The organism is Aestuariivita sp., from assembly GCF_021404545.1.
In the GTDB taxonomy this organism is placed as follows: Bacteria; Pseudomonadota; Alphaproteobacteria; order Rhodobacterales; family Rhodobacteraceae; genus Aestuariivita.
The window spans coordinates 34,399-47,899 of record NZ_JAAWWD010000037.1; the positions used below are offsets into that span (position 1 = coordinate 34,399).

At 62.4% G+C, this 13,501-nt stretch carries 16 protein-coding genes; 8 read left to right on the top strand and 8 right to left on the bottom strand.

From position 1 onward, the window contains the following. Positions 1-88: 88 nt before the first annotated feature. Together HEP69_RS12240 and trxB are read right to left on the bottom strand one after the other, a co-directional pair. Complete coding sequence (locus tag HEP69_RS12240; RefSeq protein ID WP_290558821.1) at positions 89-1,753, bottom strand: adenylate/guanylate cyclase domain-containing protein; 1,665 nt, start codon at positions 1,751-1,753, stop codon at positions 89-91. Positions 1,754-1,916: 163 nt separating this feature from the next. After that, positions 1,917-2,882 (bottom strand): thioredoxin-disulfide reductase, encoded by a 966-nt coding sequence (trxB, locus tag HEP69_RS12245; RefSeq protein ID WP_290558822.1) that lies wholly within the window; start codon positions 2,880-2,882, stop codon positions 1,917-1,919. Between the two features lie 217 nt (positions 2,883-3,099). Here trxB and HEP69_RS12250 point away from each other — a divergent pair, with 217 nt between their 5' ends. Then, positions 3,100-3,600: an Lrp/AsnC family transcriptional regulator gene (locus tag HEP69_RS12250; RefSeq protein WP_290558823.1), complete on the top strand. Its 501-nt coding sequence runs from the start codon at positions 3,100-3,102 to the stop codon at positions 3,598-3,600. On the opposite strand, the gene HEP69_RS12255 is transcribed toward HEP69_RS12250, so the two are convergent. From HEP69_RS12255 to lgt, 5 genes are all read right to left on the bottom strand, one after another. Continuing rightward, complete coding sequence (locus tag HEP69_RS12255) at positions 3,597-4,349, bottom strand: Hint domain-containing protein (RefSeq protein WP_290558824.1); 753 nt, start codon at positions 4,347-4,349, stop codon at positions 3,597-3,599. The genes HEP69_RS12250 and HEP69_RS12255 overlap by 4 nt on opposite strands. Positions 4,350-4,661: 312 nt before the next feature. Next, a complete protein-coding gene (locus HEP69_RS12260; protein WP_290558825.1) occupies positions 4,662-4,814 on the bottom strand; it encodes a hypothetical protein in 153 nt (50 codons plus the stop codon). Between the two features lie 290 nt (positions 4,815-5,104). Continuing rightward, on the bottom strand, positions 5,105-5,860 hold the full coding sequence (pgeF, locus tag HEP69_RS12265; protein ID WP_290558826.1) for a peptidoglycan editing factor PgeF: 756 nt from the start codon (positions 5,858-5,860) through the stop codon (positions 5,105-5,107). Further along, positions 5,857-6,918, bottom strand: coding sequence for an SAM-dependent methyltransferase (locus HEP69_RS12270; RefSeq protein ID WP_290558827.1), 1,062 nt, complete (start codon positions 6,916-6,918; stop codon positions 5,857-5,859). The genes pgeF and HEP69_RS12270 overlap by 4 nt, the downstream gene beginning before the upstream one ends. Further along, complete coding sequence (gene lgt, locus HEP69_RS12275; protein ID WP_290558828.1) at positions 6,915-7,799, bottom strand: prolipoprotein diacylglyceryl transferase; 885 nt, start codon at positions 7,797-7,799, stop codon at positions 6,915-6,917. Before lgt ends, HEP69_RS12270 begins: the two co-directional genes overlap by 4 nt. 93 nt (positions 7,800-7,892) lie before the next feature. Here lgt and HEP69_RS12280 point away from each other — a divergent pair, with 93 nt between their 5' ends. From HEP69_RS12280 to HEP69_RS12300, 5 genes are all read left to right on the top strand, one after another. After that, positions 7,893-8,144, top strand: coding sequence for an accessory factor UbiK family protein (locus HEP69_RS12280; protein ID WP_290558829.1), 252 nt, complete (start codon positions 7,893-7,895; stop codon positions 8,142-8,144). A 342-nt stretch (positions 8,145-8,486) separates the two neighbouring features. Continuing rightward, positions 8,487-8,987, top strand: a complete 501-nt coding sequence (locus HEP69_RS12285) for a YbjN domain-containing protein (protein WP_290558830.1) — start codon at positions 8,487-8,489, stop codon at positions 8,985-8,987. 37 nt (positions 8,988-9,024) lie between these two features. Continuing rightward, a complete protein-coding gene (gene proC, locus HEP69_RS12290; RefSeq protein WP_290558831.1) occupies positions 9,025-9,840 on the top strand; it encodes a pyrroline-5-carboxylate reductase in 816 nt (271 codons plus the stop codon). Then, on the top strand, positions 9,833-10,171 hold the full coding sequence (locus tag HEP69_RS12295) for a tRNA-binding protein (protein WP_290558832.1): 339 nt from the start codon (positions 9,833-9,835) through the stop codon (positions 10,169-10,171). The genes proC and HEP69_RS12295 overlap by 8 nt, the downstream gene beginning before the upstream one ends. Then, entirely contained in the window at positions 10,171-11,121 is a 951-nt protein-coding gene (locus tag HEP69_RS12300; protein ID WP_290558833.1) for a D-glycerate dehydrogenase, read from the top strand. Before HEP69_RS12295 ends, HEP69_RS12300 begins: the two co-directional genes overlap by 1 nt. A gap of 251 nt (positions 11,122-11,372) precedes the next feature. On the opposite strand, the gene HEP69_RS12305 is transcribed toward HEP69_RS12300, so the two are convergent. Beyond that, a complete protein-coding gene (locus HEP69_RS12305; protein WP_290558834.1) occupies positions 11,373-11,963 on the bottom strand; it encodes a thymidine kinase in 591 nt (196 codons plus the stop codon). Between the two features lie 343 nt (positions 11,964-12,306). On the opposite strand from HEP69_RS12305, the gene HEP69_RS12310 reads away from it, so the two are divergent. Together HEP69_RS12310 and arsH are read left to right on the top strand one after the other, a co-directional pair. Continuing rightward, positions 12,307-12,771 (top strand): hypothetical protein, encoded by a 465-nt coding sequence (locus tag HEP69_RS12310; protein WP_290558835.1) that lies wholly within the window; start codon positions 12,307-12,309, stop codon positions 12,769-12,771. Beyond that, entirely contained in the window at positions 12,764-13,486 is a 723-nt protein-coding gene (gene arsH, locus HEP69_RS12315) for an arsenical resistance protein ArsH (protein WP_290558836.1), read from the top strand. Before HEP69_RS12310 ends, arsH begins: the two co-directional genes overlap by 8 nt. The last annotated feature ends 15 nt before the right edge of the window (positions 13,487-13,501 follow it).

Here is a 13,501-nt window from a genome sequence, read left to right on the forward strand (position 1 = left end):
CCGTGTCGCAATACATTCGCGTCAAAAACACCATGTTGCGCAAACAAGGGGTCCGCTACTCTGGAAGATGCCGACCTGAGCAGGCGTGTCAGGGGGCGGGCAGCGCGTCCAGCTCAGCCAAATCGACAACCGGCAAGGCGGCAACCGGCGCGCTGACGCCACGCAGCTCCAGTGTCACAAGCGGAAGGTCTGAAGGGTCAAGACCGGCGGCGGCAAGCAAGGCCTCGGTGATCAAAAGGGGCACTGAAAGCTCCTTTGTCTTCGCCTCAAGCCGACTGGCGGTGTTGACCGCGTCTCCGATGATCGTGCGGGGGGCGTGCCCGGCGCCGATCTCGCCCAGAACGATCTCGCCAAGATGCAGGCCGATGCCGACACGGACTGGATCTGATCCCTCGTCTTCCAGCGTTTCGTTGAATGCCAAAAGCGCCGAGAGGATGCCCTTGACCGCCTTTAGACCGGCCCGGGCCGAGCTCGCTTCATCGGCGGTCTCAAACACGGCGAGCAGACCGTCCCCCAGATATTTATCCACTGTGCCCCCCGCGCCGGTGATCGGCGGGACGATTGCATCAAAGAAGCGGTTAAGCAGAAACACCACGTCGTAAGGCAATTGTCCCGTGGTCCGGGCGGTAAAGCCGCGCATATCGAGAAACAGAATGGCCAGGCGCCGTTCCTCCCCCTGGCTGGCATGGGCGCGTTTGCGCCGCCCGTCGGGCTGAAACACCCGAAAAACCGTCAGCGGGCCCGCGGGCCGTATCTGACAGGCGAGCCGTGTGCCGACGCGCGCGCCCACGGCCGCAAGGCTGCGGGCCTCTGCCGGTCCCGGCGGGTGGAGATGATCGGCCCCACTTTCAATGACCACGCGGCAAGTGGTGCAGCGCCCCTTGCCGCCACACAAAGAGGTATGAGGGATGCCATTGGCCTGCGACATCTCAAGCAGGGTCAACCCTTTGGGGGCCGCGATACCGGGCCCATCAACGTAAGAGATGCGCACAGACTGGCGCCGCCGCATCAGCCATCGCAGCGCATAGGCGGCCATGCTCAGCCCCAAAAGCAGCCAAAAGAGCTGTAGACCGTAATCCTTCCAGGCCACCATCGCGTCAAAGGCGGGGGCATCGGGCCAGTTATAGAGGGCCAGCAGACCCTGCACCCGATCTGGATCTGCGAAGGCTACTGTGATGCGCCGACCCTCGGTGACAAACCCCACCATCGCAAAGGCGGGCACCAGCACCGCGAGCGCGATCAGCCAGGGCTGGGCGGCTCGCCACCAGGCCTTGGCCCTGAGCCAGATATGCAGTCCGATGCAGCCATGGATCCATACGAGCAAAAGAAGGGCGGTCTGCGTCCAGGCCGAACTGCTGCCCCAGATCAGCCCGATCAGATAGCCGTAATCGTCATTGACCCCGAAGATCTCATGCGCGCCGCGGGTAAAGATAATGTGGGTGATCAAAAACAGTGGGATTGTGAGCCCAAAGCCAAGCTGTATCGCCTCGCGCAGGGGCATCCGCAAGGTGCCACGTTGCGCCAGCCCGACCAGCGCCATCGCAGCATGTATGATCAGCGCGCTGTAAAGGATCACCGTGCCGGCCCCTGACCGTGTCACCACCTGCCGGGCCTCCTGCATCGCCTCCATCGCGGCGGGCGAGGCAAGGCCCATCCCGATATTGAGGAAATGAAAAAGCGCATAGCCAAAAAGCACAAGGCCCGAGACGATGCGCAGCCGGGTGGCAAGGCTTCCCCGCCAGAGCGGGCTCATCTGTCGTGGCTCGGGTCGAAGAGGCGCATGGCGCAACTGTGTGCTGCGCCTCGGGCGGGGTCAAGCACCACGCTTGCACCACCCCTCGGTCGCCCGGGCCGGGCCAGAGGGGTCGCGACCCGATGGGCAAAGTCGATCCGCCAGACGCGGTCGGCGACCCAGATCACTCGGCGGCGAGTTCGGCGGCGTCGCTTTGTTCGGCCAGAAACCGCTCTGCCTCCAGGGCTGCCATGCAGCCCATGCCGGCGCTGGTGACGGCTTGGCGGTATTTGTGATCGGTCAGATCTCCGGCGGCAAAGACACCGGGGATGGAGGTTTCGGTGCTGTCGGGCTTGGTCACCACATAGCCGCCCATATGGGTTTCCAGCGTGTCCTTAACCAACTCGTTGGCGGGCGCGTGGCCGATGGCGATAAAGACGCCTTTGGCGGGGATATCGGTGATCTCTCCGGTCTTGGTGTGGCGGACCTTGACGCCTTCGACGCCGAGAGGATTGTCGGTGCCGTACACCTCGTCCAGCTCGTGAAACCACAGCGGCTCGATCTTGGGGTTCTTCATCAAACGGTCGATCAGGATCGCCTCGGCACGCAGTTCGTCGCGCCGATGGATCAGCGTGACCTTGGAGGCGAAATTGGTCAAAAACAGCGCCTCTTCCACAGCGGTGTTGCCGCCGCCAACCACGACGATCTCCTGGCCGCGATAGAAAAACCCATCGCAGGTGGCACAGGCGCTGACGCCAAAGCCCTTGAACTTTTCTTCGGTCTCAAGCCCCAGCCATTTGGCGCGCGCACCAGTGCACAGGATCACCGCATCGGCTACATATTCGGTGCCGCTGTCGGATTGGCACACGAAGGGGCGCGTGGAGAAATCAATCGAGGTGATGATGTCGCCGATCACCTCGCAGCCCATCGCTTTGGCATGCGCCTCCATCCGGACCATCAGATCGGGGCCCTGCACCTCGGTATCGCCGGGCCAGTTCTCGACCTCGGTCGTGGTGGTCAGCTGCCCGCCGGGTTCGATCCCCTGCACCAGAATCGGCTCCAGCATCGCGCGGCTGGCATAAACCGCGGCGGTATATCCAGCCGGACCTGATCCGATGATCAAAACCTTGGTGTGGCGCGTCGTGCTCATGATCTGTCCCCAGTTTCCGCGCAGCGATTCCACACCGCTGCGGGTCTTGGATATAACCGTCACTGCGGCACGCTTAAACCCCTTGCAGTATCGGATCGCTCGCCTGTGAACTGTGCACAGAGTGAACAGTATCAATTCATAATGTTGCGCATCGGTGAAACAATATTGCGCGTACCCGCGGCGCTGATATAAGAATCGCGAAGCCGGGGGAGCGCATATGGCGACGACGAAACTCGATGATATCGACCGCAAAATCCTTACGGAACTTCAGGCCGATGGCCGAATGACCAATGTCGAACTGGCCAAGCGCGTCGGCATCTCGGCGCCACCCTGCCTGCGCCGCGTGCGCACGCTGGAGGAGGCCGGGTATATCCGCGGCTATCACGCCGATGTCGATGCGCGCGAGCTGGGGTTCGAGGTGCAGGTCTTTGCCATGGTCGGTCTGCAAAGCCAGGCCCAGGCCGATCTCAACGCATTCGAGGGCGCCTGCCGGGGCTGGTCGCTGGTGCGCGAGTGCCACATGCTCAACGGCGAGGTGGATTTCATCCTCAAATGCGTGGCGCCGGATCTGTCGAGCTTTCAGAATTTCCTGACCGGAGAGCTTTTGACCACACCGAATGTGGCCAGCGTCAAGACCTCGCTGGTGATCCGTGCGGCCAAGGATGATCCGGGCGTGCCCTTTGACGTCCTCGAAGACCGGCTGAGCCGTCAGGCTTAGGCAGCGCTGGCATCCTCGGTCGGCGGCTCAGGTTCTCGCGGCTGCACCATCAGGCCGAAATCGGCGACATGGTCGATCTGCGGGAAAAGCTTGAGGAAAAGATCACGCATCGCGGGCCTCATTTCGCTGAGCGCGCCATGGCCCGGATGGTAGGTCTCGAAATCCAGACCTCCGACCCGGATCAGAGCATGGTCCTTCAGGCACAGATGGAACATCTCGACGGGGGAAGGAGGGGTGATCCGCGCCACCTGCACGCCGTCTTCAAAGGCCGCGAGCGAGCAGAGCCCTTGTCCCGACCGGCCGGGAACGCGTGCCGAAGGACCCGCGATCATCGGGGAGATTGGCCGCGCCAGGCCAAAGGCATCTGTCATCACCCGATAAAGCGGAACGGACCGTAAACGCGCCGAAGGATCGACAGGCACCAGTGTCGTGGTGCCGATCCAGGTCACGGCCTGCCCGGTCCCGTCCGAGGTCAGAACCTTGTCGCCGGGCAGCAGATCTTCGATCGCGGTCGGTCCGGTGTCGGTATCGATCAGCGTCCCGCGGGCAAAGGCGCAGAATGCCGCTTCGAACACCGCATGGGCGGGAATCAGAAAGCGCGTGTCCTGAATATCGCCACGCGTATCCATCCAGGTCGCGCGGCAGGGTCGCAGCTGTGGCCGTTTGCCGCCGGGCATCTGTTCCATCAACCGGGCGATATCCAAGCGATCAGCCTCGGCTGGGCGCGTTGGGGTGGGGCTCCAATTCATCACGTCTACCCTTTGAACCAGGGTCACATCCGCGTCGGCCCCCACCGACAACGACAGATGGACATTTCCATCTAACGAAGGTGCTAATGGCGTGATTTCCGGCTGATTGTCAAAAAATCGCGCACATTTGATGGGTCATCGGGATCAGTCCGGGTCCGAGCCGACGGATTGTTTTGTCAATATCCACCAATCCTGCCACATTTTGATTCGCAGATCTTGTGTCCCGGCCGCAAAACCCCCGCATCGGAACGCGGATCGGGAGGTGCCCTTGCCCCACAGGAGGGCAGGCGCGCGGATTTCCCGCCCAAGCGGTCAGCCGGTCTTGATCCGCGGCGTCTGCGATGCAGCTTCGTCGCGGCGCGCAATCATTTTGCGGCGCGTGCTACCACGGGTCCACGGCATCTGGGTTTCGCTGGCGTTCGTCGATGCGATTACCGATTTGATAAAGCGGTTTCGTACGGTCATGGTCTGTCTCCTGCCTCTGTCCGGTTTTCCGGCGCGTTTTTTGTCTGCTCCGATCCAGAATGATCGGTGTTTTGGGCCGCGGTTGGGCCGAATTGGGAAACCCCTCACGATAGAGGCACGGCTGATCAGGGCAATTGGGGCAAACTGGCCATGCCGGTCAAAGGCCTGTAAAAACCGTCAATCGCGGCAATGCATGAACAATCCAACCGGGCTGCGCGGCATTGTTTCTGTCAGATTGTGGCGTCTTGACGACGGGCCTGCCGCATTCTGAGCCGGTGCGCGGGATCGCCCTAAAGCCGGATGGCCGAAATCAGCCGCCCGTAATCGGCCTCTTGGTCGTGTCGGCTGCGACGATAGGAGAAAAAGCGCGCCGGGTCGGAATATGTGCAATGGCCGGTCCAGACCGCCGCACCGACCCCGGCGCGGCGCAACCGGTGCAAGCCAAAGGAGGGCAGATCGAACTGATACCGATCGCCCTGACCATTTGCGAAAAAACGCGCGTTATCGGGATCGCCGTCCAGGAACTCATCGAGAAATTCGGGACCCACCTCATAGGCACGCTGGCTGATTGACGGCCCGATGACGGCTGTGATTTGAGACCTGTTGGCGCCCAGGGCCTCCATCGCGTCCAATGTCGATTCGAGCACGCCATCGAGCGTGCCGCGCCATCCGGCATGTGCGGCGCCGATGACCCCGGCCTGGGCATCGGCAAACAGAACCGGCTGGCAATCTGCTGTCAGAACACTCAGCGCCAGGCCGGGCAGCCTGGTCACCAGCGCATCCGCTTGATCTCGGTCCTGATCGGGTGCCGTTACTGTCACCACATGCGCTGAATGCACCTGATGAACGCCCAGCAGGGCCTCGCGGTCCAGGTCCATCGCGTCGGCAACCCGCGCACGGTTGATGCCCACGATTTCGGCCTGATCAGAGGAGCCCGCACCACAGTTCAGACCTGCGAACACCCCGCTGGAGGCGCCGCCCTTGCGGGTGAAAAACCCATGCCTAAGCGGGGCGAGGTGGTCGGAGGTGAGAATCTCAAGCGTCATATGTCCAATCCGGGTGGCGGCGCCTGACCTTCGGGGAAAAGCCCAATCACCTTGAACAGGTTTCCCATTTCCTCAGGGTGCGTCAACCGGCGATGTGCGGCAATCAGGTTGTCGAGCGGGTTGCCGGTCAGATGTTGGGCCAGCGATCGGGCCCGATGCGTGATGCCGAGGCGTTCCAGAAAGACGCCTTGTGTGGTCAGCCGGGTATGGGCGCACGGGGCGGCCTGCGCGATCGCCTCGAAATCCACATGAGCGGTGAGATCGGCAGCACCGGGCGTCTTGAGCGGGTCCACCGGTTTATGGTCGCGCAGCGCCTGCAACGTGTCCCCCAAAGAGCGCCAGTCGCCATAATCCACGATCAGCGCCGCGCCGCCGTGCACTGCGATTCGCTGGCCGATGGCGTCAATGGCCGGGGCCAGGGCAGAGCAGTGTTCGATAAGATCGCCATCGGTTGTGTCGTCAAGCCGGTGTGCGAGCGCGGGTTGCGGCTGTGCGGGTCCCAAACCGAACCGCAGCGCGTCGCCTGCCACCCCGACCTGCCGTTCCCGCCACATCCGGCCGTCCCGCTGAAACTGCCGGATCGGCAGGGCGTCGAAAAACTCGTTCGCAATGAAAAAGAGCGGTGCGTCGTCAGGCAGATCGCCCAGGCTTTCGATCCAGTGAGGGGCGTAGCCGCCAAGCATGTCGGCCTGAGGGGTGCGCAAGGTGGGGGATGCCTCCAGCAGCACCAACTGGGCCGCTTCGACAAACCCCGGCACGGCGCGCGCGGCGCGCAGGGCATCGGCCATCAGGGTGCCGCGCCCGGGGCCGGCCTCGGCCAGGATAATCCGCTGGGGGCGGCCCTGTGCGACCCAGCTCTGGGCGAGGCCGAGGCCCAAAAGCTCTCCGAAAATCTGACTGATTTCCGGTGCGGTGATGAAATCCCCCTCCGCCCCCAGAGGGTCGCGGGTGGCGTAATAGCCGAATGCCGGATGCAGCAGACAGTCCGCCATGTACTCAGCGACGGTTATGGGGCCTTGCGCTGTGATCCGCGCGACCAGCAGATCAAGCAGGCTCATGTCCGTACTCGGGCCGTCCGGATCAGCCAGACGCCCAAGAGGATCATCGGCACTGACAAAAGTTGCCCCATTGTCAGACCCCAGCCTCCGGCATGCAGCGCAAGCCCCAGCGGATTGCCCGCAGAGACGAATTGCGCATCGGGCTGGCGCACGAACTCAACCGCGAACCGCGCGGCGCCGTAGCCGACGAAAAAGACCCCTGCGATCAGCCCGGGACGCTGGAGCGCGCCGTGCCGCCACGCCAGCCAGACCAGCAAAGCGCCCAGTATCAACCCTTCGAGCAGCGCCTCATAGAGCTGTGACGGGTGGCGGGCACAGAGCGTCATCACTCCCGGGCAATCCTGGGCCGCCTGGCCGGGAAAGACAACGCCCCAGGGCAGCTGGGTGGGACGGCCCCAAAGTTCGGCATTGATGAAATTTGCAAGGCGCCCGAAAAAGATGCCAGGGGCCACGACCAGGGCAATCAGATCCGCAGCACTACGGCGTGGGATGCGGTAGCGCGCGGTATAGGCATAGCCCGCCAGAACGACACCCAAGAGCCCGCCGTGAAAGGCCATGCCGCCTTGCCAGATCATCGGAATCTGTCCGGGGTTCTGAAGATAGAAACCCGGCTGATAGAACAGGACAAACCCCAACCGACCGCCCAGAATGATCCCGAGAATAGCCCAGGTCAGGAAATCGTCCACCTGCTCTTTGGTCATGGGTGCCGTCTGTGCGGGCCAAAGGGCCGGGGATCTGACCGCGCGCACGGCGATCCACCAGGCCAGCAGGATGCCTGCGATATAGGCCAGCGCGTACCAGCGCAGCGCGAACTCAAAACCGCCGATAGAGATCGAAAAGAGCTCGGGCGCGATATCGGGGAAAGACAGGACAGCGTGCATGGACGCCACTCAACAGAGGTCCCGGGCGAAGTCAACCTTGCCTCGGCGGCTGGTGATGCCCATATAGATGGCGACGCGAAGGAGGTTTCTGTCATGCAGACCCGCAACAAAATTATGGACGACATCTCGCAGCTGATGACCAACGCGATGGGCGTGGCCCAGGGTGCGCGCGAAGAGGCTGAAACGGCGATGAAATCCATGATAGACCGCTGGCTGGCCGACCGCGATCTGGTCACGCGCGAAGAATTCGATGCTGTGCGCGCAATGGCTCAGAAAGCACGTGAGGAAAACGCGGCCCTGGAAGCGCGGATCGTGGCGCTGGAAAGCAAGAAGTCCAAGAAATAGGGCATCCGCACCAAGCGGCGCGCGACCCAATAGCGGCGCTGCTGCGCCAGTGTCAGATACAACCAAATGCGCAGGCGATGCGCCCACCCAGTGGCGCGCATATTTCATCTGATGCGCTGCCTCAGTAAATCAACGCTCATCCCTGAACGTCGATATTTCGGGCAATGCAGTCCGCTATCCACAAGTTATTGCGGTTATCCCCAAAAATAGGGGTTGCCACAAGGCTGCGTGCAAAGCACCATATCTTGTATGGGCACGGGGGATCGCCCCGGTCCATAGAGCAGTCACCTAGCGCTGGGGCGCCAAGCGCCCATTGACGCTAGAGAGCAGTGAGGTGGCACCATGGCCCTTTCCGAGCAGTATCTGGAAGACGACATTCACCCCATCGACATCGTCGAGCACATCGCCGAGCATCACGAATGGGATTTCGACCGTATCGGCGACGATCAGATCGCCATGGCGGTGGCGGGTCAGTGGCGCACCTATTCGCTGACACTTGCCTGGTCCAGCTATGATGAGACGCTGCGCCTGGTCTGCACATTTGAAATGGACCCGCCGGAAGACAAGCTGCCCGGCCTGTTCGAGCTGATCAATATCGTCAATGATCAATGCTGGGCCGGGGCGTTCACCTATTGGGCGCAACCCAAACTGATGGTCTATCGCTATGGTCTGGTGCTGGCTGGCGGACAGGTGGCCAGCGCCGAGCAGATCGACACCATGATCAACGCCGCCGTTCTGAGCGCGGAGCGATACTACCCCGCAATGCAGCTTTTGATCTGGGGTGACCGTACACCGGAACAGGCTATGCAGGCAGCCATTGCAGAGGCCTACGGGCACGCGTAACACTCGGCCCCAACCGCAAGAGGGGAAAGGGCCATTGATGAATATGGATCACGTGGCGTCCCGGGGGCTGGTGCTTTTGGGATGCGGCAAGATGGGGTCGGCCATGCTGGCTGGCTGGCTTGAGGGCGGCCTGCCACCCGGATCGGTCTGGGTGCGCGATCCTGCACCCTCGGACTGGGTCAAGGCCCAGGGGGTGCATCTGAACAGCGACTGGCCCGCAGCACCTGCAATCGTCCTGGTGGCCGTGAAACCCCAGATGATGGCGGATGCTCTGCCGTCCATGGCCGCACTTGGCGGGGGCGGGACGCTCTTTGTCTCGGTTGCGGCCGGTACGCCGATTGAGTATTTCAGGGAGGTTCTGGGTGCCGGCACCCCGGTGATCCGGGCCATGCCCAACACGCCCGCGGCGATTGGCAGGGGGATCACCGCGCTGATCGGCAGCGCGGATGTGTCCGAAGATCAAGTGGCCCAGGCCGAGGCGCTCTTGTCCGCTGTGGGGCAGACTGTGCGCTTGCAAAGCGAGGCGCAGATGGATGCGGTAACCGGCGTCAGCGGCTCTGGTCCGGCCTATGTGTTCCACCTGATCGAGACGCTGGCCGCCGCGGGGGAGGCGCAGGGCCTGCCCGCAGACTTGTCGATGACACTGGCCAAGGCGACAGTGGCGGGTGCCGGCGCGCTGGCGGAGACCGCGCAGGAGACACCTGCCGAGCTGCGCATCAATGTCACCAGCCCCAACGGGACCACGCAGGCCGCCCTTGAGGTTCTGATGAATGATCAGACCGGCTTTCCCAAGCTGTTACGCGACGCGGTTGCGGCAGCCACCGATCGGTCAAGGGAGTTGTCGCGTGGATAACCTTTCGTTCGATGAGTTTCTCAAGGTGGACATCCGCGTGGGCACCGTGACCCGCGCGGAATCATTTCCTGAGGCACGCAAACCGGCGATCAAGCTTTGGGTCGATTTTGGCGGAGAGATCGGGGAGAAGAAATCTTCCGCCCAGATCACCGCCCATTACACTCCCGAAGCGATGGTGGGGCGACAGGTGATGGCGGTCGTGAACTTCCCGCCGCGCCAGATCGGCCCGTTCATGTCCGAAGTTCTGGTGCTGGGCCTGCCGGATGCGGATGGAGAGATTGTCCTCATCGAACCGGGGCACAGGGTGCCCGACGGGGGGAGGATGCACTGATGAAACTGTGGTTGACCCGGCCCTTGCCGGACGCAGTCGAAGCGCGCGCGCGCGCGACATTCGATGTGGAGATCCGCCCGTCGAACATGCCGCTGTCGGGCGAGCAACTGCGTCAGGCTCTGCGAGATTATGACATTGTGATGCCCACGCTGGGTGATCGTTTTCAGGCGGATGTTTTTGACGACGTACCAGACCCTCGTTGCAAGCTGCTCGCCAATTTCGGGGTCGGGTACAACCATATTGATGTGGAGGCTGCGCGCAGGCATGGCATTGCGGTGTCCAATACGCCCGGTGCGGTGACCGATGCCACCGCCGATATCGCGATGACGCTGATCCTGATGACCGCGCGGCGCGCGGGCGAGGGAGAGCGGATGCTGCGCGCAGGCCAGTGGAACGGCTGGCACCCGACGCAGATGCTGGGTCTGCATGTCACGGGCCAGACATTGGGCGTGGTCGGTATGGGGCGCATCGGTCAGGCGATTGCCCGGCGCTGTCATTTCGGGTTCGGGATGGATGTCCGCTATGTCAGTCGCAGCGACAAGGCGTTGGCGTTTCCGGCGGCCCGAGACGGCTCCCTGACAGAGCTTGCGGGCAAATGCGATATCCTGGTGGTCGCAGTGCCGGGCGGGGCTGAGACGCATCACCTGATAGATGAGGCTGTGTTTGCCGCACAGCAACCACATGCGATTTTCGTCAATATCGCGCGGGGCGATGTGGTGGACGAGGCGGCCCTGGTGGCGGCGCTCCGGGCGGGTCAGATCGCGGGTGCCGGGCTCGATGTTTATGAGTTTGAGCCGCAGGTGCCCGCGGCGCTGATGGCGATGGAGAACGTGACGCTTCTGCCGCATCTGGGAACGGCGGCGCTGAATGTGCGCACGGATATGGGCATGATGGTGCTGGACAACGTGCAGGCCTTTGTCGAAGGGCGGGCGCTGCCGAACCCGGTCTGAGGACAGGCAACCCGTTTCGTCGCGGATGTTTGGGAGGCCGATCCATTGGGCGGTCTTGAGCTGGACCGAGTACATGGCGCGTCCGTGCGATAGCTGGCGTGACCATCGCGGGGATGCTCGTTTCAGCGGGGGCTTTCACATCCCGGGTGAGGGCCGATATAGCGCCTGCGCGTCGTGATTGGGCGCCGACGATCCAATGGCGCAACTGGGGCGACGCTACGGCTCGGCTCCCGCGGGGGCGGTGGCTCCGGTTAGGTGACCTGGCTGTCGCCGACAGCCTCCCGCCAATGACGGCGGCACAGGGAAATGTAGGCTTCGTTGCCTCCGATCTGCACCTGCTCCCCTTCGGTCAGAACACGGCCCTGATCGTCCTTGCGGATGACCATGGTGGCCTTTTTGCCGCAATGACAGATCGTACGCACCTCACGGATCTCATCCGCGAGTGCCAGAAGCGTGGCCGAGCCGGGAAAGAGCGTGCCCAGAAAATCGACCCGCAAGCCATAACACATCACCGGCACCGACAGATCATCGACAACACGGGCAAGCTGCCAGACCTGATCGGGGGTGAGGAACTGCGCCTCATCGACAAAAACACAAGCGATCACCCCCTCGTTTACTCTGTCGACGACTTTGGCAAACAGATCTGAAGACGGCGTAAACGTCTCGGCGCTGGCACCGATCCCGATGCGGGACGCGATCCGGCCATCGCCCGCGCGGGTGTCGAGATGGGCGGTCAGCAAAAAGGTATCCATACCGTTTTCGCGGTAGTTATGCGAGGCCTGCAACAGCAATGTCGATTTGCCGGCATTCATCGTGGAGTAGTTGAAAAATAGCTTGGCCATGGGCGATCTCTAGCCAGCGTTGGGGCGTCGTGCAAGCGCTGCGAGCGCCACAAAAAACCGCCCGCTGCACATCGCGCCACATGGGGACTGACTGTATGGTCCTGGGGATGGGACGCTGTGTGTAGCAGGCAGAAGTCTGTCGTCACGTGGCCGGATGCATGTTGGGCAACCGGCCACGAAACTCTTTAACCGGAGTGGTGATTTAGCTCACTTGTTACCCCCCCAAGCAAACCGTTGGGATAGTCAAAGACTGCCAGATACCCTAGAAGGCCATAATGGGAAAATGGCCCTGTGTTTCCCCGTTTTACATGCGGGGCGCTGGGGGGTGAGCGGAGGGCAGGATTTGGCGGAATACACCGGATATCTGAAAAAACACACCGAGGCGCTGGTCAAGGATGTGGGCATCGAGGCGGCGTGCATGCTGACCGGCAAGTCCAAGGCGACTCTGGGACGGTACTATTCTGAACATGACGAGCATGCCGACCGCTTCATGCCGATTGATGCGGTGGCCCGGCTGGAGGCGGCCTCGTCTTATCCGCATGTGACGTCCGCTCTTGCGGAACTTCGGGGGATTACTCTGTCCTATGATGATCGGCATCCCAATACCGAGCGCTCGGGCGGGGTGAATTCCGACGTCATCGCGCTGAGCCAGAGATTTGCGATGCTGATGGCCGAGTATCAGCAATCCATCGAGGATGGGGTGATCACGGTCGCCGAGGCCAAACGGTTGTTGAAAGAGACGGTGATGCTGCAACAGGTGCTGATCGACATGAAGCTGCATCTTGAAACGGAAAGCGACAATGCGTGATCTGAGCGAACTGCCTCAGATCGCAAGCGAGGCGCTGCGGCCGGTGGATGTGGAGGCGTTGGCCGCGCCCGGTGATCTGCGTCACCCGCCCCGTATCTTGCTCCTCTACGGCTCGTTGCGGCCCCAGAGCTATTCCCGCAAGGCGGCGGAGGAGGGTGCGCGGGTGCTGCGCGCCCTGGGATGTGAGACGCGGTTTTTTGATCCCTCGGGCCTGCCTCTGGTGGATGATCAAAGCGCGGACCACCCCAAGGTCAAGGAGTTGCGCGCGCTTGCGACCTGGTCGGAAGGGATGGTCTGGTCAAGCCCGGAACGGCATGGCGCGATGACGGGCCTGATGAAAACGCAGATCGACTGGCTGCCCTTATCGCTGAAAGGCGGGATCCGCCCGACCCAGGGCAAGACCTTGGCGGTGATGCAGGTCTCGGGCGGGTCGCAGTCGTTTAACGCGGTCAATCAGATGCGTATCTTAGGGCGCTGGATGCGGATGGTGACGATCCCGAACCAAAGCTCGATCCCCAAGGCGTGGCTGGAGTTTGGCGAGGGCGCGCGATTGCCCGACGGGCCGCTTTATCGTCGGATCGTGGATGTAATGGAAGAGTTGGCGAAGTTCACTTGGCTGATGCGTGGGCGCAAGGAGTATCTGGTGGATCGGTACTCCGAGCGGGTCGAAAGCGCCGAAGCCGTGCATGAGCGGGTGTCTTTGAAAAACATCTGACGGCGGGACGCCGCT